Annotated in this window: 25 protein-coding genes; 4 read left to right on the top strand and 21 right to left on the bottom strand. The window is 66.4% G+C overall.

From position 1 onward, the window contains the following. Nucleotides 1–81: 81 nt before the first annotated feature. Both EV685_RS03445 and EV685_RS03455 read right to left on the bottom strand, forming a co-directional pair. On the bottom strand, nucleotides 82–924 hold the full coding sequence (locus EV685_RS03445) for a putative phage abortive infection protein (protein WP_130480552.1): 843 nt from the start codon (nucleotides 922–924) through the stop codon (nucleotides 82–84). Nucleotides 925–1,848: 924 nt separating this feature from the next. Next, nucleotides 1,849–2,676, bottom strand: coding sequence for a hypothetical protein (locus EV685_RS03455; protein ID WP_130480554.1), 828 nt, complete (start codon nucleotides 2,674–2,676; stop codon nucleotides 1,849–1,851). 927 nt (nucleotides 2,677–3,603) lie between these two features. Here EV685_RS03455 and EV685_RS03460 point away from each other — a divergent pair. Continuing rightward, a complete protein-coding gene (locus EV685_RS03460) occupies nucleotides 3,604–3,993 on the top strand; it encodes a site-specific integrase (RefSeq protein ID WP_130480555.1) in 390 nt (129 codons plus the stop codon). 57 nt (nucleotides 3,994–4,050) lie between these two features. Here EV685_RS03460 and EV685_RS21150 read toward each other — a convergent pair whose 3' ends face one another. The 5 genes from EV685_RS21150 to EV685_RS03485 form a co-directional block, all read right to left on the bottom strand. Further along, nucleotides 4,051–5,598 carry a methyl-accepting chemotaxis protein gene (locus EV685_RS21150; protein ID WP_130480556.1) on the bottom strand — a complete coding sequence of 516 codons (1,548 nt, stop codon included), beginning with the start codon at nucleotides 5,596–5,598 and terminating at the stop codon, nucleotides 4,051–4,053. Nucleotides 5,599–5,638: 40 nt separating this feature from the next. Continuing rightward, nucleotides 5,639–7,465, bottom strand: a complete 1,827-nt coding sequence (locus EV685_RS03470; protein ID WP_130480557.1) for a methyl-accepting chemotaxis protein — start codon at nucleotides 7,463–7,465, stop codon at nucleotides 5,639–5,641. A 57-nt stretch (nucleotides 7,466–7,522) separates the two neighbouring features. Further along, nucleotides 7,523–9,727, bottom strand: coding sequence for a chemotaxis protein CheA (locus EV685_RS03475; RefSeq protein ID WP_130480558.1), 2,205 nt, complete (start codon nucleotides 9,725–9,727; stop codon nucleotides 7,523–7,525). Between the two features lie 91 nt (nucleotides 9,728–9,818). Beyond that, nucleotides 9,819–10,181: a response regulator gene (locus EV685_RS03480; protein WP_130480559.1), complete on the bottom strand. Its 363-nt coding sequence runs from the start codon at nucleotides 10,179–10,181 to the stop codon at nucleotides 9,819–9,821. Between the two features lie 87 nt (nucleotides 10,182–10,268). Then, a complete protein-coding gene (locus tag EV685_RS03485; protein ID WP_130480560.1) occupies nucleotides 10,269–10,730 on the bottom strand; it encodes a hypothetical protein in 462 nt (153 codons plus the stop codon). A 203-nt stretch (nucleotides 10,731–10,933) separates the two neighbouring features. Here EV685_RS03485 and EV685_RS03490 point away from each other — a divergent pair, with 203 nt between their 5' ends. Together EV685_RS03490 and EV685_RS03495 are read left to right on the top strand one after the other, a co-directional pair. After that, the gene (locus EV685_RS03490; protein ID WP_130480561.1) at nucleotides 10,934–12,121 is read left to right on the top strand and encodes a hybrid sensor histidine kinase/response regulator; all 1,188 of its coding nucleotides are present in this window, start codon (nucleotides 10,934–10,936) and stop codon (nucleotides 12,119–12,121) included. After that, nucleotides 12,118–12,747 carry a response regulator gene (locus tag EV685_RS03495; RefSeq protein WP_130480562.1) on the top strand — a complete coding sequence of 210 codons (630 nt, stop codon included), beginning with the start codon at nucleotides 12,118–12,120 and terminating at the stop codon, nucleotides 12,745–12,747. Before EV685_RS03490 ends, EV685_RS03495 begins: the two co-directional genes overlap by 4 nt. Before the next feature lie 109 nt (nucleotides 12,748–12,856). Here EV685_RS03495 and hisF read toward each other — a convergent pair whose 3' ends face one another. The 11 genes from hisF to EV685_RS03550 all read right to left on the bottom strand — a co-directional run bounded on the left by hisF (nucleotide 12,857) and on the right by EV685_RS03550 (nucleotide 22,547). Beyond that, the gene (hisF, locus tag EV685_RS03500; RefSeq protein ID WP_130480563.1) at nucleotides 12,857–13,636 is read right to left on the bottom strand and encodes an imidazole glycerol phosphate synthase subunit HisF; all 780 of its coding nucleotides are present in this window, start codon (nucleotides 13,634–13,636) and stop codon (nucleotides 12,857–12,859) included. A 2-nt stretch (nucleotides 13,637–13,638) separates the two neighbouring features. Then, a complete protein-coding gene (hisA, locus tag EV685_RS03505; protein WP_130480564.1) occupies nucleotides 13,639–14,388 on the bottom strand; it encodes a 1-(5-phosphoribosyl)-5-[(5-phosphoribosylamino)methylideneamino]imidazole-4-carboxamide isomerase in 750 nt (249 codons plus the stop codon). Between the two features lie 135 nt (nucleotides 14,389–14,523). Continuing rightward, nucleotides 14,524–15,225 carry an imidazole glycerol phosphate synthase subunit HisH gene (hisH, locus tag EV685_RS03510; protein WP_130480565.1) on the bottom strand — a complete coding sequence of 234 codons (702 nt, stop codon included), beginning with the start codon at nucleotides 15,223–15,225 and terminating at the stop codon, nucleotides 14,524–14,526. After that, a complete protein-coding gene (gene hisB / locus EV685_RS03515) occupies nucleotides 15,225–15,851 on the bottom strand; it encodes an imidazoleglycerol-phosphate dehydratase HisB (protein ID WP_130480566.1) in 627 nt (208 codons plus the stop codon). Before hisB ends, hisH begins: the two co-directional genes overlap by 1 nt. 65 nt (nucleotides 15,852–15,916) lie before the next feature. Continuing rightward, nucleotides 15,917–17,011, bottom strand: coding sequence for a histidinol-phosphate transaminase (gene hisC, locus EV685_RS03520; RefSeq protein WP_130480567.1), 1,095 nt, complete (start codon nucleotides 17,009–17,011; stop codon nucleotides 15,917–15,919). Nucleotides 17,012–17,034: 23 nt separating this feature from the next. After that, nucleotides 17,035–18,348, bottom strand: a complete 1,314-nt coding sequence (gene hisD, locus EV685_RS03525) for a histidinol dehydrogenase (protein WP_130480568.1) — start codon at nucleotides 18,346–18,348, stop codon at nucleotides 17,035–17,037. A gap of 31 nt (nucleotides 18,349–18,379) precedes the next feature. Continuing rightward, nucleotides 18,380–19,060 carry an ATP phosphoribosyltransferase gene (gene hisG / locus EV685_RS03530; protein ID WP_242615396.1) on the bottom strand — a complete coding sequence of 227 codons (681 nt, stop codon included), beginning with the start codon at nucleotides 19,058–19,060 and terminating at the stop codon, nucleotides 18,380–18,382. Nucleotides 19,061–19,065: 5 nt separating this feature from the next. Beyond that, entirely contained in the window at nucleotides 19,066–20,331 is a 1,266-nt protein-coding gene (murA, locus tag EV685_RS03535) for a UDP-N-acetylglucosamine 1-carboxyvinyltransferase (protein WP_130480569.1), read from the bottom strand. A 158-nt stretch (nucleotides 20,332–20,489) separates the two neighbouring features. After that, the gene (locus EV685_RS03540) at nucleotides 20,490–20,750 is read right to left on the bottom strand and encodes a BolA family protein (RefSeq protein ID WP_130480570.1); all 261 of its coding nucleotides are present in this window, start codon (nucleotides 20,748–20,750) and stop codon (nucleotides 20,490–20,492) included. A gap of 73 nt (nucleotides 20,751–20,823) precedes the next feature. Continuing rightward, a complete protein-coding gene (locus EV685_RS03545; protein WP_130480571.1) occupies nucleotides 20,824–21,609 on the bottom strand; it encodes an ABC transporter permease in 786 nt (261 codons plus the stop codon). After that, nucleotides 21,606–22,547: an ABC transporter ATP-binding protein gene (locus EV685_RS03550; protein ID WP_130480572.1), complete on the bottom strand. Its 942-nt coding sequence runs from the start codon at nucleotides 22,545–22,547 to the stop codon at nucleotides 21,606–21,608. The genes EV685_RS03545 and EV685_RS03550 overlap by 4 nt, the downstream gene beginning before the upstream one ends. A gap of 137 nt (nucleotides 22,548–22,684) precedes the next feature. On the opposite strand from EV685_RS03550, the gene EV685_RS03555 reads away from it, so the two are divergent. Continuing rightward, complete coding sequence (locus tag EV685_RS03555) at nucleotides 22,685–23,422, top strand: TetR/AcrR family transcriptional regulator (protein ID WP_242615397.1); 738 nt, start codon at nucleotides 22,685–22,687, stop codon at nucleotides 23,420–23,422. On the opposite strand, the gene EV685_RS03560 is transcribed toward EV685_RS03555, so the two are convergent. The 3 genes from EV685_RS03560 to EV685_RS03570 form a co-directional block, all read right to left on the bottom strand. Next, complete coding sequence (locus EV685_RS03560; protein WP_165396701.1) at nucleotides 23,401–23,841, bottom strand: YybH family protein; 441 nt, start codon at nucleotides 23,839–23,841, stop codon at nucleotides 23,401–23,403. The two genes, EV685_RS03555 and EV685_RS03560, sit on opposite strands and share 22 nt — an antisense overlap. A 109-nt stretch (nucleotides 23,842–23,950) precedes the next feature. After that, the gene (locus EV685_RS03565; protein ID WP_130480574.1) at nucleotides 23,951–24,436 is read right to left on the bottom strand and encodes a GyrI-like domain-containing protein; all 486 of its coding nucleotides are present in this window, start codon (nucleotides 24,434–24,436) and stop codon (nucleotides 23,951–23,953) included. 134 nt (nucleotides 24,437–24,570) lie between these two features. After that, complete coding sequence (locus EV685_RS03570; protein ID WP_130480575.1) at nucleotides 24,571–25,035, bottom strand: VOC family protein; 465 nt, start codon at nucleotides 25,033–25,035, stop codon at nucleotides 24,571–24,573. Nucleotides 25,036–25,083 lie beyond the last annotated feature (48 nt).

The following is a 25,083-nucleotide window of genomic DNA, read 5'->3' on the forward strand; positions in this document are numbered from 1 at the left end:
GCCCATGAAAATGGCGAAGCCATGGGCTTTGTTGGCGTCCGCTTGACCGCCCAGTTAGGCGCCTTTCTGCTTTGCATAAAGTTAACCCAGTTTGTAGCGCTCTTTGATTTGCGCGTAGTCGTCACCGTATGCAGATGGGGCATACAGTGGTATGTGCAAATCGGGAGCAAGAAGCAAATTGGTCGGCATGTTTTCTAGCAGGGCATAGCGCTCCACAAGTGGTTTGAATTTTTTGTTCCCATTCTGGCTTAAGCAGTTGTAGAACAAAAAAGCCTGCTCGTAACTTGACAGTTGAGCTCTTGCAAGACTTGTGTAGCGGCGCTTATTCGGTACCCCCGACTCATCGACAAGCTTGATGATGTGATAGAGGGTGCGAAAGTAATGACCGACCTCCGATTGGTGTTCTTCGTAAAAGCGCGAATAGACATCTTGCACGGTGGCTAACGCTGCGCCCGCCTCAGGCGGATAAACGGCGTGGGCCGCGTGATGATTTTTTAATCGATTGAACCAGACCTTAAAGCAATCCCTAGACTTCGTAACGCGGTTGCCGTCACTTACAAGATCCATTGACGAAACGATTTGCCCATGCGCTTCAAGAAGTGAGAAGAATGTTGACTCGAAGCGCTGTAGCTCAAAGGTGGCGCTTTGCTGTTCAAGTTGCTCCTTTTGTCCGGCGAGTTCCTCTCTGGTTGAAGCCAACTCTTCTCGTTGAAGAGCCAGTTCATCGCGCTGCATCCATGTCGTGTATATCAGGGTGGCAAACGCTAGTCCGGAAAAAAGCGCATTTACTGCCCCAAACATGTCACCAAAGGTCCCGCGCTCCTTCACTCCATCGAGCAAGAAACCGGATAACGCCCAAACTAGGGTTATGGCGATCCAAAGCATGAAAAGCCAGAAGGCTGATGGTTTTGGAGAGGTGCTCATATGCTTGCGGAGGAGCCTAACGTTTGAGCTAACCGGACCGTTGCGGTATGTGGCTAAAGGTCCAGAATGAAATGACGGGCCTTTAGCCGCATGCCGCAATGGGTCCGGCTGAGCGAATGGTTAGGCGTCACTGCGGTGCTGCGCATGACTTCGAGCTTCGCCTGATGGAAGTTGAACATGTATGTACCCATGAACCCGAGGGTGCGCTGAGGATGTTGGGCTACTTCTCTCTTTCAACATCCGTTACCATTGTTTCATGTTTGCTTTCGTGAAAATGGCGCTGCGTAGACGGTATACAGCACCTGTCGCAACCAGGTCTCTGGCATCTGGGAAAACGTTGTATACCTCATTGATACCTCTGGCTGTTTCGCGATTCGATTTAGTGCGTTTTCTATCGAATCAATCCATAGATGATCCAGCCTGCAATGGCTGATATCACGATCCAATAGATTAATCGGGCTCTTGGACTCATCTTGCGGCAAGTCTCGGGATCGGGGCCTCCGGGTGCTGCCATAGGGTGGTTTGTCTTTGTGACGCCTAACGTTTGAGCTCAGCGGACGGCGAAGCCGTCCGCTGCAGCGAATGGTTGAAGCGCATCAGCATGGCATGCTCCAGAGACAGTCGCGAACACGATCTGCTTGCCCGTCGGCAATGAGCCTGGCGGGCATTTGGTTGTCCAGCGCCGGAACGCTGCGCTGAAGCCAAGCGAGACTTTCGCCCCGAAGATGAAAGAACAATGCCCAAGCAATGTCTTCGCTTCCGCCGCAACTGGCCACTAGTTCGCCCTTAAACGAGCACTCCGCAAAGTCGCGGCTGCAAATCTCAGCGAACGTGTACCAGCGAGTGTCCATGCGCTTCAACGTTGAAGCTGAGCCGCGAGCGGCGGCTTGCCGACGCGAGTCGGCTCGAGCGACAGGTTAGGCGTCATTGCTCGAATGGAACAGATGGATCGCTGCAGTACGGATACGCGACAGTTGCGGCCGGTCCTTCGATTAGTTCAAGGACGCGGCAGAAGCGCTTGGGGTTGAGCTCGACGATTCCAAACGGTGGTGCACGGCTCTCAACCTTGCGCTCCATTACCTTGTGGATGGATGCACTTGCGGTGCGACCGGCATCCCCGGCGAAGTAGATGGCCCATGCCAGCTCAAGAAGTCGGTCTCGTGCGTCCAGTTGGATGACCGCATTCGGGGGCAGGTTTCCGACCTTGACGTTGATCATCTCGACTATCCGAGGAAGAGCTGTGGGATCTCCCACAACCGCGGCTACTTGCGCTGCGCCTGTCCCAAGTGGTGTTTCGCCGGACATCTGCTGTACTGCAACGTCTCGGAATGCAATTGCTCTCTTGCCGAAAGTGGCGAGTGTGGACCGGCCAAGTGGCCGAATGTCTTGGCGAGGGAACACTTCGGAGTGCTGCTTAGATTCATTGAAGGCCGCCTTGCCGACCTGCTCGATCACGATTTCATCCGGCATTGGTATTTTGCTGGCGAGCTGAAGCTGGTACTCGACAAGCTGTCCAGCCCCTAAACCCTTCGGTGCTTTGAGTGAGGCCCCAACTCTGTTCATCACTGTGTCAGGAGTGCAAATTGGCACACTCCCTTTCGGCCCGCTACGGATGAGACCATTTCCAAGGGTCTTCTGTGCGCCGATGGTCAACCAGTTGGAAATCGGCTCTTCGTCCAGTGCGATGGCATCGGCGGCCGTGTCAAGAACTTTTAGCTCCCGTTCCGATGGCGGCTCGCAGGTCGCCAGCATGTTCGGTGGCAGGGCTCGGCTTAACTCGGCAGTTGGCCGCTGTCCGCAAGCCGAAGCCGATGCCGCAACGCATAGAGCAAGGACGAGACGTGGTGGAAGCATGCAAATACGCTTGTGACGCCTAACGTTTGAATTCACCGGCCGCCGGAGGCGGTCCGGTGGAATGATGGGTTGGGCGTTCGGTGATTCACGAATTGGGACCTTCGGATAGGGCGCAGTTTAGAGGCGACCAAGAGCATTCCCCACAGCTGCGGCGCGCTCCAGGATTTGCCCATTGATCACACCGTCAAAGTCCATTGCGCGAGCTATTGCACCAGAGAAGTCCGACTCTCCAGCTACCACGCGTGCATGAAGTGTTTCGAAAATGGACTGCCACTTTTGCCATATTTCCTGCGACCAACCGTCCTTCGTGCAGGCTGGCGGCATTGGTCCCCTGAGTTCAGACGCCAACCAAGCAAGCTCATCGGCTATATTTGCGCGTGTGTTCAGCATGACGCCCAACGTCAAAAATAAGCGGCTGCCGAAGGCAGTCCGCTTGAATGCCGGGTTAGGCGCAAACCTTGGCTGTATTTGGCTCGCGGGTTAACCAACGTTTGGAACGGCCAGAGCGACACGCGGCGGCAAGAAACCGAGGCCGGACGCGCCAGCGTGTGAAGTTGGGCAGCAGCGGTGAACAGCGTGAGGGGCTCGGTTTTCATGATTGACGCGGTTCGGGCATGAATGGGCGAGTGGCCTAACGTTGTTTAGGCAGCACCCAACATACGAAAACCTGCAGCCTAACGCGCAGTCCCGATGCCGCCCTCGCGCGGATCCTAGCGCTCTCGGCCCGAGGTGAACAGCCCCCGTCGCCCCCCTCTTGAAGGTGACGATGCGGCGTGAATAGGCCGCCTAAATTTGGCCTCCCACATCGAACTCCCGAAGGTATCCATGAGCGAAGAACTGGCCGACGCACCTGCATCGCCCCAGCCCAGGTTGCTGACCCGGCTGCGCCAGGCCATCCGTGTCCGTCAATATGCCCTGCGGACCGAGGAGGTATATGTCGGTTGGGCTCGGCGCTATATTCATTTTCACGGCCGGCGTCATCATCAAGATTTGGGAGAACCGGAGGTAACGGCCTTCCTGACGCATCTGGCGTCCGAGCGCAACGTCAGTGCGTCGACGCCGTCGCAGGCGCGGACGGCGCTGCAGTTGCTGCATCAGAAGGTACTTGGCATCGATCTGCCGTGGCTGGACGAGGGGGCCTCGCCCGGCCGGGCATCGGCCATGCAGCCCGGTAGGGCCGGCGCAGTCGTGCGACCAGCCCCGCCCCACAAATGACAAAAGCCGCGCCCCTTGCGGGACGCGGCCTGTGTTGGCAGCGACGAATCGAGACGCTCAGGCGTGCGCGCCTTCTCTGGTGCGGAAGACCTGCACGACCTGGTTGAGCCGTTGGGCCTGGTCGTTGAGGCTCTCGGCCGCTGCGCTGCTCTGTTCGACCAGGGCGGCGTTTTGCTGGGTCATCTGGTCGAGTTGCAGCACCGCGCCGTTGATCTGGCCGAGTTCGCTGCTCTGCTCGCTGGTGGCCGCCGTGATCTCGGCAATGATGTCGTTGACGCGGGCCACGCTGGCGACGATTTCCTGCATCGTCGAGCCGGCGTCGCTGACCAGGCGTGAGCCGCTGTCGACCTTTTCGACGCTGGCGCCGATCAGGCTTTTGATCTCGCGGGCGGCCTCGGCCGAGCGGCCGGCCAGGCTGCGGACCTCGCTGGCGACGACGGCGAAGCCGCGGCCCTGTTCGCCGGCCCGTGCGGCTTCGACCGCTGCGTTCAGGGCCAGGATGTTGGTCTGGAAGGCGATGCCGTCGATGACACCGATGATCTCGGCGATCTTGCGGCTGGCGGCGTTGATCTCGTCCATGTTGCTGACCACCTGCGAGACGACCTGACCGCCGCGCTGGGCCGCATCGGACGCCGAGTTGGCGAGCTGGTTGGCGGTGCGGGCGGCATCGGCCGTCTGGCGCACCGAGCCGTTGAGCTGCTCCATCGAGCTGGCGGTCTGCTGCAAGCTGCCGGCGGTCTGTTCGGTCCGGCCCGACAGGTCCTGGTTGCCGGCGGCGACCTCGCGCGATGCGGTGTGGATCGAGTCGACCGACACGCGCACCTCGGAGACCGTGCGGCCCAAGGCCTCCTGCGTGGTGGCCAAGGCCCGCTGCAGGTCGCCGATCTCGTCGCGCCGCGAGGTCTCGAAGCGCTGCGTCAGGTCACCGGCGCCCATGCGTTCGGCCTGGGCGCAGACCGATTCGATCGGGCCGCAGATCTTGCGCACCAGCACGGCACTGGAGACACCCAGACCCACGACGATCGAGGCCAGCAGACCGCACACCAGCGTGATGGTCAGCATGCGCCGGTCGCCCGATGCGTTCATCTGCTGGGCGGTCTGTTCGGACTCGAGCTTGACGGTGGCCTGCTGCGCGGCGGTGTAGGCCTGCAGCGCCGGCAAGACCATGTCGCGCAGCGCCTGGCTGTCGACATCGGGCTCGGCGGCCTTGCGGGCCTGCGCGGCATCGCGGGCGGCGATGTAGGCCTTGCGACGCGCGCCGACCTCGGCCAGCGAGGCCTGCAGCTCAGCATCGTCGCTGCGGGCTTCCAGCGCCTTCTGCAACGTCGAGATCTCGGCACTGGTGGCCTTCATCTCGGTCTTGAGCGTGGCATTGAGGGCCTCGTCACGGCTGACCAGCAGGGCCATCGTGCGGGCTGCGTTGACCTGGGTGAGGCCGGACCAGCGCATGCTGGTCTCCAGCTTGGTCTGACTTTCGATGATCAGCGCGCCGGAGCGGTCGACGTCGCGGCTGGTGGCGATCCAGGCGAGGGTGGCGGCAACGGCCAGGACCAGGCCGATCAGGACGGGCGGCAGCCACAGCAGGCGGCGCAAGGTGAGGTTCATGGACTTGTCTCGGATCTCTTTAGGGGGCTGACCGGTCGGCTCAGAAGCTGGTCCAGTCGTCGTCCGGCGCGGTGATCGCGGCGGATGCCGATGAGGTGGCCGCCAGCGCCGGCACGGCCGCCTTGGGGGGCGACGGTCGGGCGGCCTGAGCCTTCGGGGTGTGGGTGATCTTCGATGCGGTCGACTTGGGTGGGGTCGCCTTCGCAGGGATCGCCTGGGCAGCGGGTACCGATGCGGACAGCGATGCGGACAGCGGCGCCGACACGCGGGCCGGCGACGGCGCGAGCGAGGCTGCGCTGTGTTCATCGACGCGGAACTGGCTGACCACGCTGCTCAGGCTCAGCGCCTGTTCGCGCAGGCTTTCGGCGGCTGCCGCGCTTTGTTCGACCAGCGCGGCGTTCTGCTGCGTCATCTGGTCGAGCTGGGTGACGGCGCTGCTGACCTGGCCGAGCTCGCCGCTCTGTTCGGTCGTCGCGGCGGTGATCTCGCCGATGATGTCGGTGACGCGCTGCACGCTGGCGACGATCTCGGTCATCGTGCTGCCGGCGTCATGGACCAGGCGGGCGCCGCTGTCGACCTTCTCGACGCTGGCGCCGATCAGGCTCTTGATCTCGCGCGCGGCGTTGGCGCTGCGCTGGGCCAGGCTGCGGACCTCGCCGGCCACGACCGCGAAGCCGCGCCCTTGTTCACCGGCACGCGCCGCCTCGACGGCCGCGTTGAGCGCGAGGATGTTGGTCTGGAAGGCGATGCCGTCGATCACGCCGATGATCTCGGCGATCTTGCGGCTGGAGGTGTTGATCTCCTCCATGTTCGTGATGACCTGCGAGACCACCGTGCCGCCGCGGTGTGCCGCATCGGCGGCCGAGCTGGCGAGCTGGTTGGCGGTGCGGGCCGATTCGGCCGTCTGGCGCACCGTGCCGCTGACCTGCTCCATCGAGCTGGCGGCATGCTGAAGGCTGCTGGCGGTCTGTTCGGTGCGACCCGACAGGTCCTGGTTGCCAGTGGCGATCTGGGCGCTGGCAACCGAGATCGATTCGGCCGTGTGGCGGATGTTGCCGACGATGCCCTGCAGCGACTGCTGCATCGAGCCCAGCGCGCGCATCAGCTCGGCCGGCTCGTCCTGGCCGACAACCTTCAGCCGGGCGCTCAGATCGCCACCCGCGATGGCATCGGCAAAGCGGCGGGCCTCGTCGATCGGGCCGACGATGCTGTGCGAATTCATCAGCGTCAGCGGCGCGACGACCAGGATCACCAGACCCAGCGCGATCCCGAAGATCACCAAGGCCTGGCGGGACGCCTCGGCCAGTTCAGCCTGGGTCGCCTCGGCCTCGGCCCGGACGATCTCATCGATGGCAGCGACGTTCTTGACGATGCCGTCCATCAGGACCTTGGAGCGATCGAGCACCCGGTCGACGGCATGGTGGCCGTCGTAGGCACCGGTCATCGTGTTGTCGACCGCTCGGGCGGTGGCGGCGACGTATTCGTCCAGCCGCTTGATCGCGTCCAGCGCGATCGGGTTGTCGTCGTCGGCCTCGCCCAGCGTCATGTCCTCGAAGGCCTTGCGCAGCGCGACCTGGGCCTGGTCCCAGGCAACCTTGTGGGCCTTGAGCCGCTCAGGCTGGTCGTAGTCGATCACCATGTTCTTCTCGGCGATGCGGACCTCGCCGAGCAGCGAGCGCAGGTCGGCGACATGGCCGGACTCCGCCACAGAGTGCTCCATGAAGTGCAGGTTGAGGTCCTGCAGGTGCTTGCCGATGGCCACACCGATGCCCGCGAAGGCGATGAACAGCGCCAGCACCATCGCGATGGCACCGTTCATGCGGGTGCGGATGGTGAACTGGCGCAGCAGATTCTTGAGGGTGTCCATCGTGGCTCCGAAGGGACCGCCGTGCAGGACCGAGGCGGGTCTGACGGCGTGGGTGACTCAGTGGCGGGTTCGACGCACCAGCGAGCCGGTGTCGAGGATCAGCGCGACACGGCCGTCGCCCATGATGGTGGCGCCCGAGACATCCGGGACGCGGCGGTAGTTGGCTTCGAGGTTCTTCACCACGACCTGCTGCTGGCCAAGCAGCTCGTCGACCAGCAGGGCGACACGCCCGCCTTCGGCCTCGACCACAACCATGATTGCGGCGATGTGCTCGAAGTCGAAGCGTGGCACCTCGAACACCTTTTCCAGCTCGATCACCGGCATGTACTCGTCGCGCACCTGCACGACGCGGCCATTGCCGCCGATCGTCTTGATGGTCTTGTCGGTGACCTGGAAGCTCTCCACCACCGAAGCCAGCGGCAGGATGTAGACCTCGTCGGCCACCCCCACGCTCATGCCGTCCATGATGGCCAGCGTCAGCGGCAGGCGCACCTTGACGCTCATGCCATAGCCCTCGGCCGAATCGATCTCGACGGTGCCGCCCAGGCTGGTGATGTTCTTCTTGACCACGTCCATGCCGACCCCGCGGCCGGACACGTCGGTGACCTGTTCGGCGGTGGAGAAGCCGGGCGCGAAGATCAGGCCCCAGACCTCGGCGTCGGTCATCGAGTCGGGCGCGTCGATGCCGCGCTCGCGGGCCTTGCGGATGAGCTTGTCGCGCGACAGGCCGCGGCCGTCGTCACGCACCTCGATGACGACCGAGCCGCCCTGGTGCGAGGCCGACAGCGTGATCGTGCCGGTCTCGGGCTTGCCACAGGCCAGCCGGTCCTCGGGCATCTCGCAGCCGTGGTCGCAGGAGTTGCGCACCAGGTGGGTCAGCGGGTCGGTGATCTTCTCGATCAGGCCCTTGTCCAGCTCGGTGGCCTCGCCCTGCGTGATCAGCTCGACCTTCTTGCCGAGCTTGGCGGCAAGGTCGCGCAGCATCCGCGGGAAGCGGTTGAAGACCGTCGACATCGGAATCATGCGGATCGACATCACCGCTTCTTGCAGGTCGCGGGTGTTGCGGTCCAGGTCGTTGAGGCCGGCGATCAGGGTCTGGTAGACGACGGGGTCCAGGTCACGGCTGTTCTGCGCCAGCATGGCCTGGGTGATGACGAGTTCGCCGACCAGGTTGATGAGCTGGTCGACCTTCTCCACCGAGACGCGCAGCGTGCTTGAGTCGAGGCCGCCGCTGGCGGGCTTCTCGTGGCGCACGGCGGCCGGCTTGGCGACGACAGCGGCCTTGTGCTCGGCGACGTCCGGCGCGGGTGCGGCGGGGCTAGCTGGCGTGGCCGCAGCGGTACCCGGCGCGCCAGGTGCGTCGTCGAAAAAGCCGTAGCCCGGATCGACGGCCGCCGGTGCGGGCGCGGCCACCGGTGCCGGGTCGGTGTCCAGCGGCGCAGCGCCCATCGGCACGCCCGGGTTGCCGGCATGGAAGCCGTAGCCGGCGCCGAAGGGGCTCAGCTGCACGACCTCGCGGGCGACGTGGAAGGTGAACAGGTCCAGCAGCTCGGCATCGGTGCTGCGGGTCACGACCTTGAAGCGGCGCATGCCGTCGCTGGACTGGCCCATGTCGAGCGGCTCGATGGTGCCGAGGTCGGTGATCTCGGCAAACAGCTCGATCAGGTTGTCGGCCTGTTTCGGGTCGGCCAGCGGGCCGACGCGCAAGTCCAGCTCGCGCTGCGCGGCGATGACCGGGGCCTGGATCACCGGACGAGCCACCGACACGGCGGACACGGGCGCGGCGGACACGGGTGCGGCCGCCACCGGCGCCGGTGGCGCAGCGGGCGGCGGGGCTTCGCCCGAGGCCAGCGACTTGATGTGCAGCAGCAGCTCGCTGGTGTCCAGCGCATCCGCACCGGAACCTTGATGGCGGCCGAGCTGGTGACCGAGCGCGTCGCCGGCTTCCAGCAGCACGTCGATCATGCGGGCGTGCAGGGCCAGCTCATGGCGGCGCAGCTTGTCGAGCAGCGTCTCCATCTCGTGGGTCAGGGCCGCGACGTCGCTGAAGCCGAAGGTCGCCGCGCCGCCCTTGATCGAGTGGGCGCAACGGAAGATCGCGTTCATCGCCTCGTCGTCTGCGGCCTCGATGTCGAGCTCCAGCAGCAGCTGCTCCATGCGCTGCAGGTTCTCGCCGGCCTCCTCGAAGAAGACCTGGAAGAACTGGCTGAGGTCGATGCCGGCGCCGCCGCCGACGCCGCCCTCGCTGGTCATTTCTGCCATGGTGGAATCCAGTGATCCGTGATGCGATGGAAGTCCGGTGCGCCTGCTGGCGTCCGGTCGCCCGCGCCGAAGCGCGGGTTGGTGGGGTGGGTCAGCGAACGACCTTCTTGATGACCTCGATCAGCTTGGTCGGGTCGAAGGGCTTGACCAGCCAGCCGGTGGCACCGGCACTGCGACCGGCCTGCTTCATCTGGTCACCCGACTCGGTGGTCAGGATCAGGATGGGCGTGGTCTTGAACTGGCTGGTCTCGCGCAGCTTCTTGGTCAGCGTGATGCCGTCCATGCGGGGCATGTTCTGGTCGGTTAGCACCAGATCGAAGGTGCGGCTGCCGGCCTTCTCCCAGGCGTCCTGCCCGTCCACGGCTTCGACCACGTTGTAGCCGGCGCTCTTGAGGGTGAAGGAGACCATCTGGCGCATCGAGGCCGAGTCGTCCACGGCGAGGATTGATTGCATGTCGCGCTCCGGAAAAAAGGCGGTGTCGTTGAAGACGGATTGACGAGTACAGCGGCGTGAGGAAAGGCGAGAGGGGTGGCGACGGCGCTAGAACAGCTCGACCGAGCCGGCGTCCATCTCGTCCTGGGTGACCGGGTTGGGCCGCAAGGGCGGCGCCTCGACGACGGTCTCGCCCTCGTCGTCACCGCCCATCGCCTCGCGCGCCAACTGGTCGGCGCAGGATCGAAGGCGGTGGTGGGTGTGGTGGATCAGTTGCGAGGCCATGTCCTGAAACTGCAGCGCGGTGACGGCTGCCGCCAGGTTCTGCATCGCGTCGTGCAGCGCATGGGTGTCGACATGCGGCATGGCGGCGGCCTGGTGCAGCAGCCCGTTGAGGCTGGAGTTGGCGCCGTAGAACGAGGTCATCAGGGCTTCGCTGGCATCGCTCAGCAGCCGCTGCAGGCGGTCCAGGTCATTGCCCGCGCTCAGCAGATGGTCCTGAAGCTCGGCAGCCAGCAGCAGCGGGAACGGGGGTTCCGCATCGGGATTCGGCTGATCGGACATCGGCATGTCGGCTCCGTGGCGTGACAGGCGCGGTCCTGCCGTGATTTAGGCAGGCCACGAGGGTGTGTGCGGCACCCCGCTGGGGGGCATCGATGGGTAGAATTTTTTCGGATGGGGGATTTGTCGTTGGCCGGATGACGCGGTGATTCCCGCCCCATTTCTCGTCCCTCAACCGTCTGCCAACTCGCCGTCCACCGACGGGCCACCGCATGCAACGCTCCACCAAGCCACGCCGCCTGCGCGTGCTGCACCTGGAAGACGCCGAACTGGACCACCAGCTGCTGCTGGCCCACCTGCGCCGTGGTGGCATCGAACCGGCGATCCACCGGGTCGACAACGAGATCGATTTCCTCGCCGCCCTCGGGCAGGACTGGGACATCGTGCTGTCGGACTACAACCTGCCGGGCTTCTCCGGCCTGATCGCGCTGGAGCTCCTGCGCGAGCGCGACAAGCTGATGCCCTTCATCCTGGTCTCGGGCGAGATCGGCGAGGACACCGCTGTGGAGGCGATGCGCAACGGCGCCTCCGACTACCTGCTCAAGAGCAACCTGACGCGGCTGGTGCCGGCGGTGCTGCAAGCGGTCGATGCGAGCGAGAGCCAGCGCGCCCGACGGCGGGCTGACGAGGAACTGGCGCACTCGCGCAAGCGCCTGTCCGAGCTGGCCCAGCACCTGCAGACCAGCATCGAGATGGAGCGCACGGCGATCGCCCGCGAGATCCACGACGACGTCGGCGGCTCGCTGACGGCGGTCAAGTTCGACCTCGCCTGGCTGATGCGCCACGCCAAGGACCCGGCCGTGGTCGAACGCACCCAGCAGGCGCTGGAGACGCTCAACCACGCGATCGAGGCCAGCCAGCGGATCATGCACAACCTGCGGCCGGCGATCCTGGAGCAGGGCCTGGTGGCCGCGCTGCAGTGGATGACCCAGCGCTTCGAGCGCCGCAGCGGCATCGCCACCACCTTCCGCACCAGCCACGACCACCTGCGCCTGCCGGCCGGCGTGCCGCTGGTGGCCTACCGCACGGCTCAGGAGGCGCTCACCAACATCTCCAAGCATGCCCGCGCGACGCGGGTGCAGGTCGACCTGACGATCGCCGCCGGCGTGCTCTCGCTGGAGATCAGCGACAACGGCCGCGGCCTGGCCAGTGGCGACCTGGGCAAGTCACGATCCTTCGGCATCCGCGGCCTGCATGAGCGGGCCGACACGGTCGGCGGCTGGGTCGAGCTGTCGAGCACGCCGCAGGGGACGACGCTGATCCTGTCGGTGCCGCTGGACACCCGCGCCGCCCTGCGCCACGACGGCGAGGGCGACGGCGAGAACAGCACACCGCCCGATCGTGCGACCTCCACACCTGGCAGCAGTGCCCACGACCCTTCGACCTGGGGAGAGCTATGACACGGGTGATCCTGTGCGATGACCACGCCCTGATCCGGCGCGGCATCCGCGACACGCTGGCCGAACAGCCCGACATGCAGGTCGTCGGCGAGGCCGGCGACTACGGCGAGCTGCGAGCGCTGATGCGCCTGCAGAGCTGCGACGTGCTGGTGCTCGACATCAACCTGCCCGGCCGCAGCGGCCTGGACGTGCTGCATGCGCTCAAGGAGGAAGGCGCGCCGGTCAAGGTCCTGATCGTCTCGATGTATCCCGAGGACCAGTACGCGCTTCGGGCCCTGAAGGCCGGTGCCTACGGCTATGTCAACAAGGGCGGCGACCCGGCCCAGATCGTCGCCGCCGTGCGCATGGTCGCCCAGGGCCGCAAATACATCACGGCCGAGATGGCGCAGATGCTGGTCGAGAACCTCACCACGTCCGCACCCGAGGCGGCGCACGACAAGCTCTCCGACCGCGAACTTCAGACGCTGGTGATGATCGCCTCGGGCAAGCGCCTGTCCGATATCGCCGACGAACTGACGCTCAGCCCCAAGACCGTCAGCGTCTACCGCGCCCGCGTGCTGGAGAAGCTGGGCCTGGCGAACAACTCCGAGATGACGGTCTACGCCATCCGGAATGGGCTGGTGTAGCGCCCGCCGGGTGAGGGGCTCCACCCGTGCCGAGCGCCGGGCCGCCCCAAGCCGGCACGGGATCCCCTCGGGGGATCGCCCGGCGTACCCGCCGGGCGAGGGGCCAACATCACAGTCTCACTGGGATGCCGCGTGAGGCCATGACGGCCTTGGCTTCGGCGACGGTGTATTCGCCGTAGTGGAAGATGCTCGCGGCCAGCACCGCGTCGGCGCCACCGGTCTGCACGCCTTCGGCGAGGTGCTCCAGGTTGCCAACGCCGCCTGAGGCGATCACCGGCACCGGCACCGCGTCGGCCACGGCGCGCGTCAGGTCGAGGTCGAAGCCGCTCTTGGTGCCGTCGCGGTCCATGCTGGTCAGCAAGATCTCGCCGGCACCCATCTGCGCCATGTGCGTGGCCCAGGCCACCGCATCGAGGTGCATGTTCTTGCGCCCGCCGTGGGTGTAGACGTCCCAGCCCGGGCCCTTGCTGGCGAGGTCCTCGCCGACCCGGCGCTTGGCGTCGATGGCCACCACGATGCACTGCGCGCCGTATTTGTCCGACGCATCGCGGATGACCTGCGGATTGGCCACCGCTGCCGAGTTGAAGCTGACCTTGTCGGCCCCCGCGTTGAGCAGCCGGCGCACGTCCTCGACGCTGCGCACACCACCGCCCACGGTCAGCGGGATGAAGACCTGCGAGGCCACCGCCTCGATGATGTGCAGGATCAGGTCGCGACCGTCGCTGGTCGCGGTGATGTCCAGGAAGGTCAGCTCGTCAGCGCCCTGCTCGTTGTAGCGCGCGGCGATCTCCACCGGGTCACCGGCATCGCGCAGTTCGACGAAGTTGACGCCCTTGACGACGCGGCCACCGGTGACATCCAGGCAGGGAATGATGCGTTTGGCGAGCATCCTCAGGCACCGTCGCCATTGAGCTGGTCTGCCAGCTTCTGGCCCGCCGCAAAGTCCAGGTCGCCGGTGTAGATCGCGCGGCCGCAGATCACGCCTTCGACGCCTTCGCTCTCGACGCCGCAGAGCGCGCGGATGTCGGCCAGGTTGGACAGGCCGCCCGAGGCGATCACCGGGATGGACAGCGCCTGCGCCAGCTTGACGGTCGCCTCGATGTTGATGCCGGTGAGCATGCCGTCGCGGCCGATGTCGGTGTAGATCACGCCTTCGACGCCGTAGTCCTCGAACTTGCGCGCCAGGTCGACGACCTCGTGGCCGGTCAGCTTGGACCAGCCGTCGGTGGCGACCTTGCCGTCCTTGGCATCGAGGCCCACGATGATGTGGCCGCCAAAGGCCGTGCAGGCATCGCGCAGGAAGCCGGGGTTCTTGACCGCAGCCGTGCCGATGATGATGTAGCTCAGGCCGTCGTCGAGGTAGCGCTCGATGGTGTCGAGGTCGCGGATGCCACCGCCCAGCTGCACGGGGATCTCGTCGCCGACTTCGGCCAGGATGGCCTTGATCGCGCCTTCGTTGACGGGCTTGCCGGCAAACGCGCCGTTGAGGTCGACCAGGTGCAGACGCCGCGCGCCGGCATCAACCCAGCGGCGCGCCATGGCAGCCGGGTCCTCGCCGAAGGTGGTGGAGTCGTTCATGTCGCCTTGCTTCAGGCGCACGCACTTGCCGTCTTTGAGGTCGATGGCCGGGATCAGCAGCATGATGGCTGTGGGTCAGTCAGGAGAGGTCAAAAGGATGGCACCCAGCATCACCATGGCGCGCGAGGCGCTGGTGCGGGACACCGACGAGGGGGGACATCGAGCGCAGGACCGGGCGGGTGGTCCCATCGGCAGGTTTCACGGCTTCCAGCTGAGGAAGTTGCGATAAAGGGCCAGACCTTGGTCGGCGCTTTTCTCGGGGTGGAACTGGGTGGCAAAAATATTATCCCGTGCCACTGCGCTGGTAAAGCGCTCGCCATATTCGGTTTCACCCGCGCTGTGTGCGGCATCGACCGGGGCGGCAAAGAAACTGTGCACGAAATAGAACCAGGCGCCGTCGGGCACCCCCGCCCAGACCGGGTGCGTGCGCGCCTGCATGACGCGGTTCCAGCCCATCTGCGGCACCTTGTAGCGGCTGCCGTCGGCCTGGATGCGGCCCGCAAGCTGGAAGCGCTTGACGCGTCCGGCGATCAGGCCCAGGCCGGGCGTGTCCTGCTCTTCGGAATGGTCCAGCAGCATCTGCATGCCCACGCACACGCCCATCAGCGGCTTGCTGGCAGCGGCTTCGAGCACGGCCTCCTGCAGACCTGAGTCGTGCAGTTCGCGCATGCAGTCGCGCATGGCGCCCTGGCCGGGCAGCACGACCCGTTCGGCGGCGCGCACATCGTCCGGGTGGCGCGTGACGATCACCTCCAGCCCCGAGTCCTGCGCGACATGCATGACCGCCTGCGAGACGCTGCGCAGGTTGCCCATGCCGTAATCCACCACGGCAACTGTTCGTCGAGCCCCTCGCCGAACGGGTACGTTCGTGGATCCCCCCAGCGAACGCTCGCCCGACATCACAGGCTCCCCTTGGTCGACGGGATCACGCCGGCGCTGCGCGGGTCGGGCGTCAGCGCCATGCGCAGCGCGCGGCCGAAGGCCTTGAAGATGGTCTCGCACTGGTGGTGCGCGTTCTTGCCCTTGAGGTTGTCGATGTGCAGGCTGACCAGCGCGTGGTTGACGAAGCCCTGGAAGAACTCGTAGACCAGTTGCGTGTCGAGCTGGCCGATCGAGCCGGCGGTGAAATGCACGTCCATCTCAAGCCCGGGACGGCCGGAGAAGTCGACCACCACGCGCGACAGCGCCTCGTCCAGCGGCACATAGCTGTGGCCGTAGCGGGTGATGCCCTTCTTGTCGCCGACCGCCTTCGCGACGGCCATGCCCAGCGTGATGCCCACGTCTTCGACCGTGTGGTGGCCGTCGATGTGCAGGTCGCCGTCGGCCTGGATGTCGAGGTCGATCAGGCCGTGGCGCGCGATCTGGTCGAGCATGTGGTCGAAGAAGCCGATGCCGGTGGCCAGCTTGGACACGCCGCTGCCATCGAGGTTGATGCGCGCGGTGATGCGTGTCTCGTTGGTGTGGCGGCTGATCTCGGCGATGCGTGCGACGGCGTCGACGGGGGCGGGGCTGGCGGAGGTGCTCACGGCAGGTCTCTCGGCAAGGGGAACAGTGGGAACGGAGGGAACGAAGGGAAAGCGGCGCGGCAGGTTCAGCGCGACGACCGCAACGCATCGATCATCTGGCGATTCTCGTCGGCGGTGCCCACCGTCAGGCGCAGGCAGTTGGCCAGCAGCGGGTGCAGACCGGCGACGTTCTTGATCAGCACGCCCGCGGCCTTGAGGGCGGCGAAGGTGGCGGCACTGTCGGCCACGCGGATCAGGATCATGTTGGCCTCGCTGGGCCAGACCCGCCGCACGCCCGGCATCGCCGCCAGCGCGGCCAGCAGGCGCTGGCGCTCGTCGCGGATCGCGGCGGCCTGGGCGGCATAGACGTCGGCATGGTCGAGCGCAAACAGCGCCGCCTCGGCATTGAGCACGCTGACGTTGTAGGGCGGGCGGACCTTGTCCAGCTCGCCGATCAACGCGGCCGGGCCGCACAGATAGCCCAGCCGGATGCCGGCCAGACCGAACTTGCTGAGCGTGCGCATCACCAGCACATGGTCGTGTGCGCCGGCCCGGCCGAGCCAGCTGCGCGCGGCAAAGGGCTGGTAGGCCTCGTCGATGACGACCAGGCCGTCCTGCGCCGCGACCGCATCGACGATGCGCGTGATCGTGGCGTCGTCGAACAGGTTGGCCGTCGGGTTGTTCGGATAGGCGATGTAGGTGATCGCCGGGCGGTGTTCGGCGATGGCCGCGAGCATCGCCTCGGCGTCCAGCTCGAAGTCCGGCGTCAGCGGCACACCCACGAAGCGCAGGCCCTGCAGCTGCGCCGACATCGCATACATGACGAAGCCCGGCAGCGGCGCCAGCACGCTCGCGCCGGGCCGGTCACAGGCCAGCGCCAGCAGCGAGATCAGCTCGTCCGAGCCATTGCCCAGCATCAGCGACCAGCCCTCGGGCAGGCCGGCGTGAGCGGCCAGCGCAGCCTTGAGCGTGTCGATGCGCTCGCCCGGGTAGCGGTTGATCGCCACCGCGCCCAGGCGCCGGCCCAGCTCGGCCTGCAGCTCGGGCGACAGGGTGTGCGGGTTCTCCATCGCATCGAGCTTGACCAGCCCGGCGGCACCTTGAACCACGTAGGCATGCATGTCCTGCACATCCTGGCGCAGCGTGCGGCCCAGGCGGGTCGGCAAGGAAGCGTTCGACATGGCGCCGGCTCCTTCTCGTCCGGTCAACGCTGGAGGCGGAACTCGGCCGCCTGCGCATGTGCCTGCAGGCCTTCGCCGTAGGCCAGCTCGGCCGCGATCGGGCCCAGCTGCTGGGCGCCGGCTTGGCTGACCTCGATCAGGCTGCTGCGCTTCTGGAAGTCGTAGACGCCCAGCGGCGAGGAGAAGCGCGCGGTGCCGGAGGTCGGCAGCACATGGTTCGGTCCGGCGCAGTAGTCGCCCAGGCTTTCGCTGGTGTAGGCGCCCAGGAAGATCGCCCCGGCGTGGCGCAGCAGCGGCTCCCAGCGGTGCGGGTCGGCCGAGCTGACCTCGAGGTGCTCGGGCGCGATGCGGTTGCTGATCTCGCACGCCTCTTCCATCGAACGCGTGTGGATCAGCGCGCCGCGCCCTTCCAGCGACGCGCGAATCACCTGGCGGCGCGGCATGGCGTCGATCAGGCGGTCCATCGCGGCATGCACCGCGTCGAGGTAGGCGACATCCGGGCACAGCAGGATGCTCTGCGCCAGCTCGTCGTGTTCGGCCTGGCTGAACAGGTCCATCGCGACCCAGTCCGGCGGCGTCGTGCCGTCGGCCAGCACCAGGATCTCGCTCGGGCCGGCAATCATGTCGATGCCGACCTGGCCGAACACGCGCCGCTTGGCGCTCGCCACATAGGCATTGCCCGGGCCGGTGATCTTGTCCACGCGCGGGATGCGATCGGTGCCATAGGCCAGCGCAGCGATCGCCTGCGCGCCACCGATCGTGAAGGCCCGGCTGACGCCGGCCACATAGGCGGCCGCCAGCACCAGCGGGTTGCGCTCGCCACCCGGCGTGGGCACGACCATGATGATCTCGCCGACACCGGCCACATGGGCGGGCAGCGCGTTCATCAGCACGCTCGACGGATAGGCCGCCTTGCCGCCCGGCACATAGATGCCGACACGGTCCAGCGGCGTGACCTTCTGGCCCAGCAGCGTGCCGTCCTCGTCGTGGTAGCGCCAGCTCAGCCCGCAGGCCTGCAGCTGGCGTTCGTGGTAGCTGCGCACCCGCCGGGCGGCGGTCTCCAGCGCATGGCGCTGGGCCGGCGTGATGGCGTCGAAGGCGGCCTTCAGCTCGTCGCGGGTCAGCTCCAGCGCGGCCATGTCGGCCACGTCGAGGCGATCAAAGCGGGCCGTGTTGGCCAGCACCGCTGCGTCGCCGCGTGCCTTCACATCGGCCAGGATGTCGGCCACGCGGGTCTCGATCTCGGCATCGGTCTCGGCCGACCAGTGCAGCACGCGCTGGAAGTCGGCTTCGAACGTGGCGGACGAGGTGTCGAGGTGACGAACAGCGATGGACATGTCGGCTTCGAAGGTCGGATCGTTGGGAGGATCAGCCGCGCGCCGCAACCGCCGCCGCGAAGGCGTCGATCATCGGGCGCAGGCGATCGCGCTTGAGCTTGAGGGCGGCCTGGTTGACGACCAGGCGCGAGGAGATTTCCAGGAAGGGTTCGACCTCGCGCAGCCGGTTGGCCTTGAGCGTGCTGCCGGTCGAGACCAGGTCCACGATGGCATCGGCCAGACCCGTCAGCGGCGCCAGCTCCATCGAGCCGTAGAGCTTGATCAGGTCGACGTGCACGCCCTTGTCGGCGAAGTGGCGGCGGGCGATCTCGGTGTACTTGGTGGCCACGCGGATGCGCGAGCCCTGGCGCACGGCGCTGTCGTAGTCGAAGTCGTCGCGCGTGGCCACGCTCATGCGGCAGCGCGCGATCTTCAGGTCCAGCGGCTGGAACAGGCCCTCGCCGCCGTGTTCGAGCAGCACGTCCTTGCCGGCCACACCCAGATCGGCACCGCCGTGCTGGACATAGGTCGGCACATCCGTGGCGCGCACCAGCACGACGCGCACGTCCGGCCGGTTGGTCGCCAGGATCAGCTTGCGGCTCTTGTCCGGGTCCTCGGTGACCTCGATGCCGGCGGCGGCCAGCAGCGGCAGGGTCTCCTCGAAGATGCGGCCCTTGGACAGGGCCAGCGTGATGGTGTCGTTCATCTCGTTCACGTCGCTCACGTCGCTCATCGCGCTCACCGGGTTCTTTCGATGTCGGCACCGATGCCGCGCAGCTTCTCTTCCATCCGGTCGTAGCCGCGGTCGAGGTGGTAGATGCGGTCGACGCAGGTCTCGCCCTCGGCCACCAGGCCGGCGATGACCAGGCTGGCCGAGGCGCGCAGGTCGGTCGCCATGACGGTCGCGCCAGACAGGCGCTCGATGCCTTCGACGATCGCCGTGTGGCCGTCCACCGCGATGTGCGCGCCCAGCCGAACCAGCTCGTTGACGTGCATGAAGCGGTTCTCGAAGATCGTCTCGGTCACCCGCGACGTGCCTTGCGCGATGCAGTTCAGCGCCATGAACTGCGCCTGCATGTCGGTCGGGAAGGCCGGGTACTCGCTGGTGCGCAGGCTGATGCCCTTGGGCCGGCCGCTGGCGCGCACGCGGATCCAGTCCGGGCCAGCGTCGATCTGCACGCCGGCCTCGCGCAGCTTGTCGAGCACCACGTCGAGGTGATCGGCACGCGTGCGGCGCAGCGTCACATCACCGCCGGCGGCGGCCACCGCGCACAGGAAGGTGCCGGTCTCGATGCGGTCGGCAATGATCTCGTGCGGCCGCACCGGCGCGTGCAGGCGGTCAACGCCCTGGATGCGGATGCGGTGCGTGCCCTGCCCTTCGATGCGCGCGCCCATCGCCACCAGCAGGTCGGCCAAGTCGGTGACCTCAGGCTCCTGCGCGGCGTTCTCCAGCACCGTCTCGCCATCGGCCAGCGTGGCGGCCATCAGCAGGTTCTCGGTGCCGGTCACGGTGACCATGTCGGTGGTGATGCGCGCGCCCTTCAGGCGTTCGGCGCGGGCGACGATGTAGCCGTGTTCGACGACGATCTGCGCGCCCATGGCCTGCAGGCCCTTAATGTGCTGGTCGACCGGCCGCGAGCCGATCGCACAACCGCCCGGCAACGACACCCGCGCCTCGCCAAAACGCGCCAGCAGCGGGCCCAGCACGAGGATGGACGCCCGCATGGTCTTGACCAGGTCGTAGGGCGCCTCGCGGGTCACGATCTCGCTCGCGTCGAGCACGACCTGATCGGGCAAAGCCTCGCTGCGATCGGCCTTCACGCCCAGGTGGCGCAGCACCTTCAGCGTCGTCGAGACGTCCTGCAGACGCGGCACGTTGGCCAGCGTCATCGCCTCCGGGCAGAGCAGCGCGGCACAGAGTTCGGGCAGGGCGGCGTTCTTGGCGCCGGAGATGGTGACCTCACCCTGCAGGGTGCGGCCACCGCGGATCACGAGCTTGTCCATGGGCGTGCGGTGCGTGAGGCGTCAGCGGGATCGGGCGTCAACGGCAGGCCGTGGCAGAAGGCGCGGCAGACCGAGACAACAGGATCGGCGGGTTCGACGTTGGGAAGTGGAAGACCGGCGCAGCAGCAGTCACAAGGACGCCGCGCTGCCGGGCCGGATCAGCCTTGGGGCGTCGACGCGGCGACGGCCCATTCGGCCGGCGTGAGCGTCTTCATCGACAGCGCGTGGATCTCCTCGCGCATGCGCTCGCCCAGCACCGCGTAGACAGCCTGATGGCGGCGGATGCGGCTCAGGCCCTCGAACTGCGTCGAGACGATGGTGGCGAAGAAATGTCGGCCGTCGCCCTCGACCTGCAAGTGCTCGCAGGACATGCCGGCGGCAATGAGGGACTGGACGTGCTGGGGTGTCGGATCGGCCATGGTGGGAAATTGTACCGGCCGCTCCGCGCGCCTCGGCCGCGAAGGGCCGGGCGCGATCGACTTCGCCCAGGCCTCAATGCCTCAACTTATAGCCACTTGCCAGCAGCCGCAGACAGATGGTCGAGACGATCGCCAGGCTGCCGCCGACCACCGCCAGGCTGAGCCAGGGAGAGACATCGCTGACGCCGAAGAAGCCGTGGCGGAAGCCGTCGATCATGTAGAAGAACGGGTTCAGGTGGCTGGCCGCCTGCCAGAAGGCCGGCAGGCTGTGGATCGAATAGAAGACGCCGGCCAGGAAGGTCATCGGCATGACGATGAAGTTCTGGAAGGCCGCCATCTGATCGAACTTCTCGGCCCACAGACCGGCGATCAGGCCCAGCGTGCCCATCAGCGCGGCGCCCAGGATCGCGAAGACCAGCGCCCAAAGCGGCTGCGCCAGACCGGGCGGCGCGAACCAGACCGTCACCAGCAACACACCCGCGCCCACCGCCAGGCCACGCACGACCGAGGCACCGACATAAGCCACGAACCACGCCCAGTGGCTCAGCGGCGTCACCAGCAGGAACACCAGGTTGCCGGTGATCTTGCTCTGGATGAGGCTGGACGAGCTGTTGGCGAAGGCGTTCTGCAACACGCTCATCATCACCAGGCCGGGGATCAGGAAGCTGCTGTAGCCGACCTGCTCATAGACCTGCACATGGTCCTCCAGCACATGGCCGAAGATCAGCAGATAGAGCATGGCCGTCAGGACCGGCGCTGCCACGGTCTGGAAGCTGACCTTCCAGAAGCGCAGCACCTCCTTGTAGAACAGCGTGCGGGCACCGGACAGCAGGTGGGTGGGGCTCACGGGGTCCTTCATGCGGCCTCCTCGGCGATCGTCGGTCGTGTCGATCCTGCCCCTTGCATGATCTCCAGGAAGACATCCTCCAGGTCGGCCCGGCCAATCTCCAGGTCCTCGACCTTGATGCCGGCCGCACGCAGCCGCGCCAGCACGGCCTCGACCGCCGCCGCATCGGCCGCCTTGACCTGGGCGATGCGACCGGTCACACGGGCCTGCGCGGCCAGATCGGGCGGCAGGACGTCATCGGTCTTGAAGCGCAGCATCGTGCTGGCGGTGCCGGCCAGCAGGTTGCTGGTGCGGTCCAGCGCGACCACCCGGCCCTGCTTGAGCATGGCGATGCGCCCGCACAGGGCTTCGGCCTCTTCGAGGTAGTGGGTGGTCAGCAAGACGGTGTGGCCCTCGCGGTTCAGGCGGGCGATGAAGCCCCACAGCGTCTGGCGCAGTTCAACGTCGACACCGGCGGTCGGCTCGTCCAGCACGATCACCGGCGGGCGGTGTACCAGCGCCTGGGCGACCAGCACCCGGCGCTTCATGCCGCCCGAGAGCTGGCGCATGTTGGCGCCGGCCTTGTCGGCCAGACCGAGGCCGTCGAGCAGCTCGTCGATCCACGCGTCGTTGCCGCGCACGCCGAAGTAGCCGCTCTGGATGCGCAGGGTCTCGCGCACGCTGAAGAAGGGATCGAAGACCAGTTCCTGCGGCACGATGCCGAGCGACTTGCGCGCGGCGGCGTAGTCCTCGACCACGTCATGCCCATGCACGGTGACCCGCCCGGAGGTGGCGCGGGCCAGCCCGGCCAGGATGGATATCAGCGTCGTCTTGCCCGCGCCGTTGGGTCCGAGCAGGCCGAAGAACTCGCCTGGATGGATGTCGAAGGAGACATCGGACAGCGCGTTCAACGCGCCGCGCGGGGTCTGGAAGGTCTTACCGACCTGCTGGAAGGAAATCGCCGGGTTCATCGGCGGGCGATTGTAGGCAGGCCCCATGGCACTGCTGCCTGATGGTCAGACCGCGCCTGGAACGACGTAAACCCCCGGTCTGGCCGCACCGACCCGGTGCTAGATTGCCCCACGATCCGCCCGCCCACCGCCTTGCGATGACCTCCCGCCCGACCCGCACCGACCCGATGCCGCTCGATGGCGAGACCCGCGGCGAGCGCAAGCCGCCACGCCGCACGGCCGAGCGCATCCTCGACCACAGCCTGGCGCTGTTCAACCGCTACGGCGAGCCCAACGTGTCGACCACGGTGATCGCCGCCGAACTGCGCATCAGCCCCGGCAACCTCTACTACCACTACCCCGCCAAGGAAGAGCTGGTCAACGCCCTGGTCGAACGCTACGAACTGGCGCTCGACGCCACCCTGGCCGAGGCCGGCGACCACGACGACGCCATCGGCGCCTGGCGCCTGGTCCCTGCCCTGCTGCGCCTCGCCTGGGACTACCGCTTCATCTTCCGCGACCTGAACGACCTGCTGACCCGCAACCGCCAGCTCGAAACGCACTGCCAAGCCGCCCTGGCACGCCAGACCACCGCGATCCGCGCCCGCGTCGCCGCCCTGTGCCACCTCGACGGCCAGCCCCTGGACGCGCCCGGCGCCGACGCCCTGGCCACGTCCATCGTCGTCCTGCTGACCTACTGGCTGAGCTACGAATACGTGCGCGCCCCGCGTCAGGCCCTCGAACCCGACAACGCCGACGCCGCGATCTCACGCGGCACAGTGCAGGCGATGGCGCTGTTGTGGCCGTATTTGCGGGTGGAGCATCGGGAGATGCTTAAGGGCGCGGCCGCCGTCGCCCAGCCCGCCCAGCCCGCTCAGCCCTTCACATCACGCTGAAAGATCGCCTTCGTGTCCTCGTAGCCAATCGGCGTCGAGGTGTGCTCGTGCACGATGCGCAGCACATGGCTCTTGGACTTCATGGCCCAGGACATCCGGTTCTGCATCGACCGCAGCTCCACGCCCTCGGCCGACACGGCGGCGTAGCGCACGAAGGCGCTGACCGAAGCGAAGTCCTCGTCGCCGACGATCTTCACGCCGTCGAACGTCACCCGCACGGTCTCGCTGCCCAGCGAGGCAAACCAGCCCTCCACCGCCACCCGCCACGCCGCCGCCCCTTCGTAGGACCAGATGCCCCAGGTGTCGAACACCCGCGCGTCCTTGTCGTAGAGGTGCATGAAGGTCTCGACGTTCTTGGCCAGAACGGCCGACTTGTAGGTGTCGAGGGCGCGGAGGATCTGCTTTTCAGGGTCGGCCATGGTGGGTGCTCGGGTTGGGGTGGGGTTATCGGGAAAGACCGAGCACATCGAGCCGCCCGGGGGCAAGCCCTGTTGCGCCACAGGCTGGTCAGGGTTCCCCGACCAGCGATCACGCGACGCTGCTTCGCGGGCGAATCGGGATGTAGGCCTCGACCAGCGACGACGGCGACGTGGGATCGAATTTCTCGTTGTATCGCTCGAAGATCGGCGACGCGGCCTGCACATAGTCCGATGCCGGCAACCAGGTTTCAAAGATGTAGCCGAAGGCGGACCCCACGTCGGCCAGCGGGAACTCGAAGACCGCGTACGGCCCGCCGGGAATCTCTTCAGACGTCATCCCCTCGGGCAGTGGGAGCTTGGCGTGCGCGACCGAGACTGCGGCCAGATAGCTCAATCCGCCAGGTTCTCCAGACAGCATCTCCATGACGCCGTAGCTGACCTCCGGTTCCAGAATGGCATCAATCTCTTCAATCCGGCTCACAAATCGTGGCCAGAGCTGCGGGATTTCCGGCGACATGGGCTTCGTGATGATCTTCATGCCGGTGACCTGCAGCGGGGCACGATCGACAAACCTGGGTTCCATCAGAATCTCCATGACGTGTGGGGGTTGAGGCCGGCCGGGCCGACCCGAAAATGTCACGACGCCGGATGGCGCCGCCTGGACGACCGATGGCACGTGAACGGAACCCGGTCGAATCGGCCTGATTGAATCCTTGGCGCCGTCGCCCGTCAAGCAGCCACCGCCGCCTCGATGGCGGCGATGTCGATCTTCTTCTGCAGCATCATCGCCGCGATCGCCTTGGCAGCCACGGCCCTGTCGGCCCTCAAGGTCAATTCGGTCAAGCGACGGGGAAACACCTGCCACGACACCCCATAGCGGTCCTTCAGCCAACCGCAGTGGCCCTCTTCCCCGCCGTTGGAGGTGAGCGCCACCCAAAGCCTGTCGGTTTCCGCCTGATCATCGGTCTCGACCGAAATCGACACCGCCTCACTGAGCGTGAACATCGGCCCCGCATCCAGGATCTGATAGGGCACGCCGCCCAGCGTGAAATCGATGACCCACGAAGTACCGTCCCCAGAAATATCAAAGGCCGCTTCGACCCGGCTCCCCGGAATCAACCCGCAATAAAACTCGGCGGCCTCCCGGCCTCGACCGTCACGGAACCAGAGGCAGGTGCGCAGGGAAATAGTCACTGGATTGCTCTTTGTGGTAATCGGGTGGTGTAAAAGTCTGGTGACTGA

It is taken from the genome of Sphaerotilus mobilis, assembly GCF_004216565.1.
Taxonomy (GTDB): domain Bacteria; phylum Pseudomonadota; class Gammaproteobacteria; order Burkholderiales; family Burkholderiaceae_C; genus Sphaerotilus; species Sphaerotilus mobilis.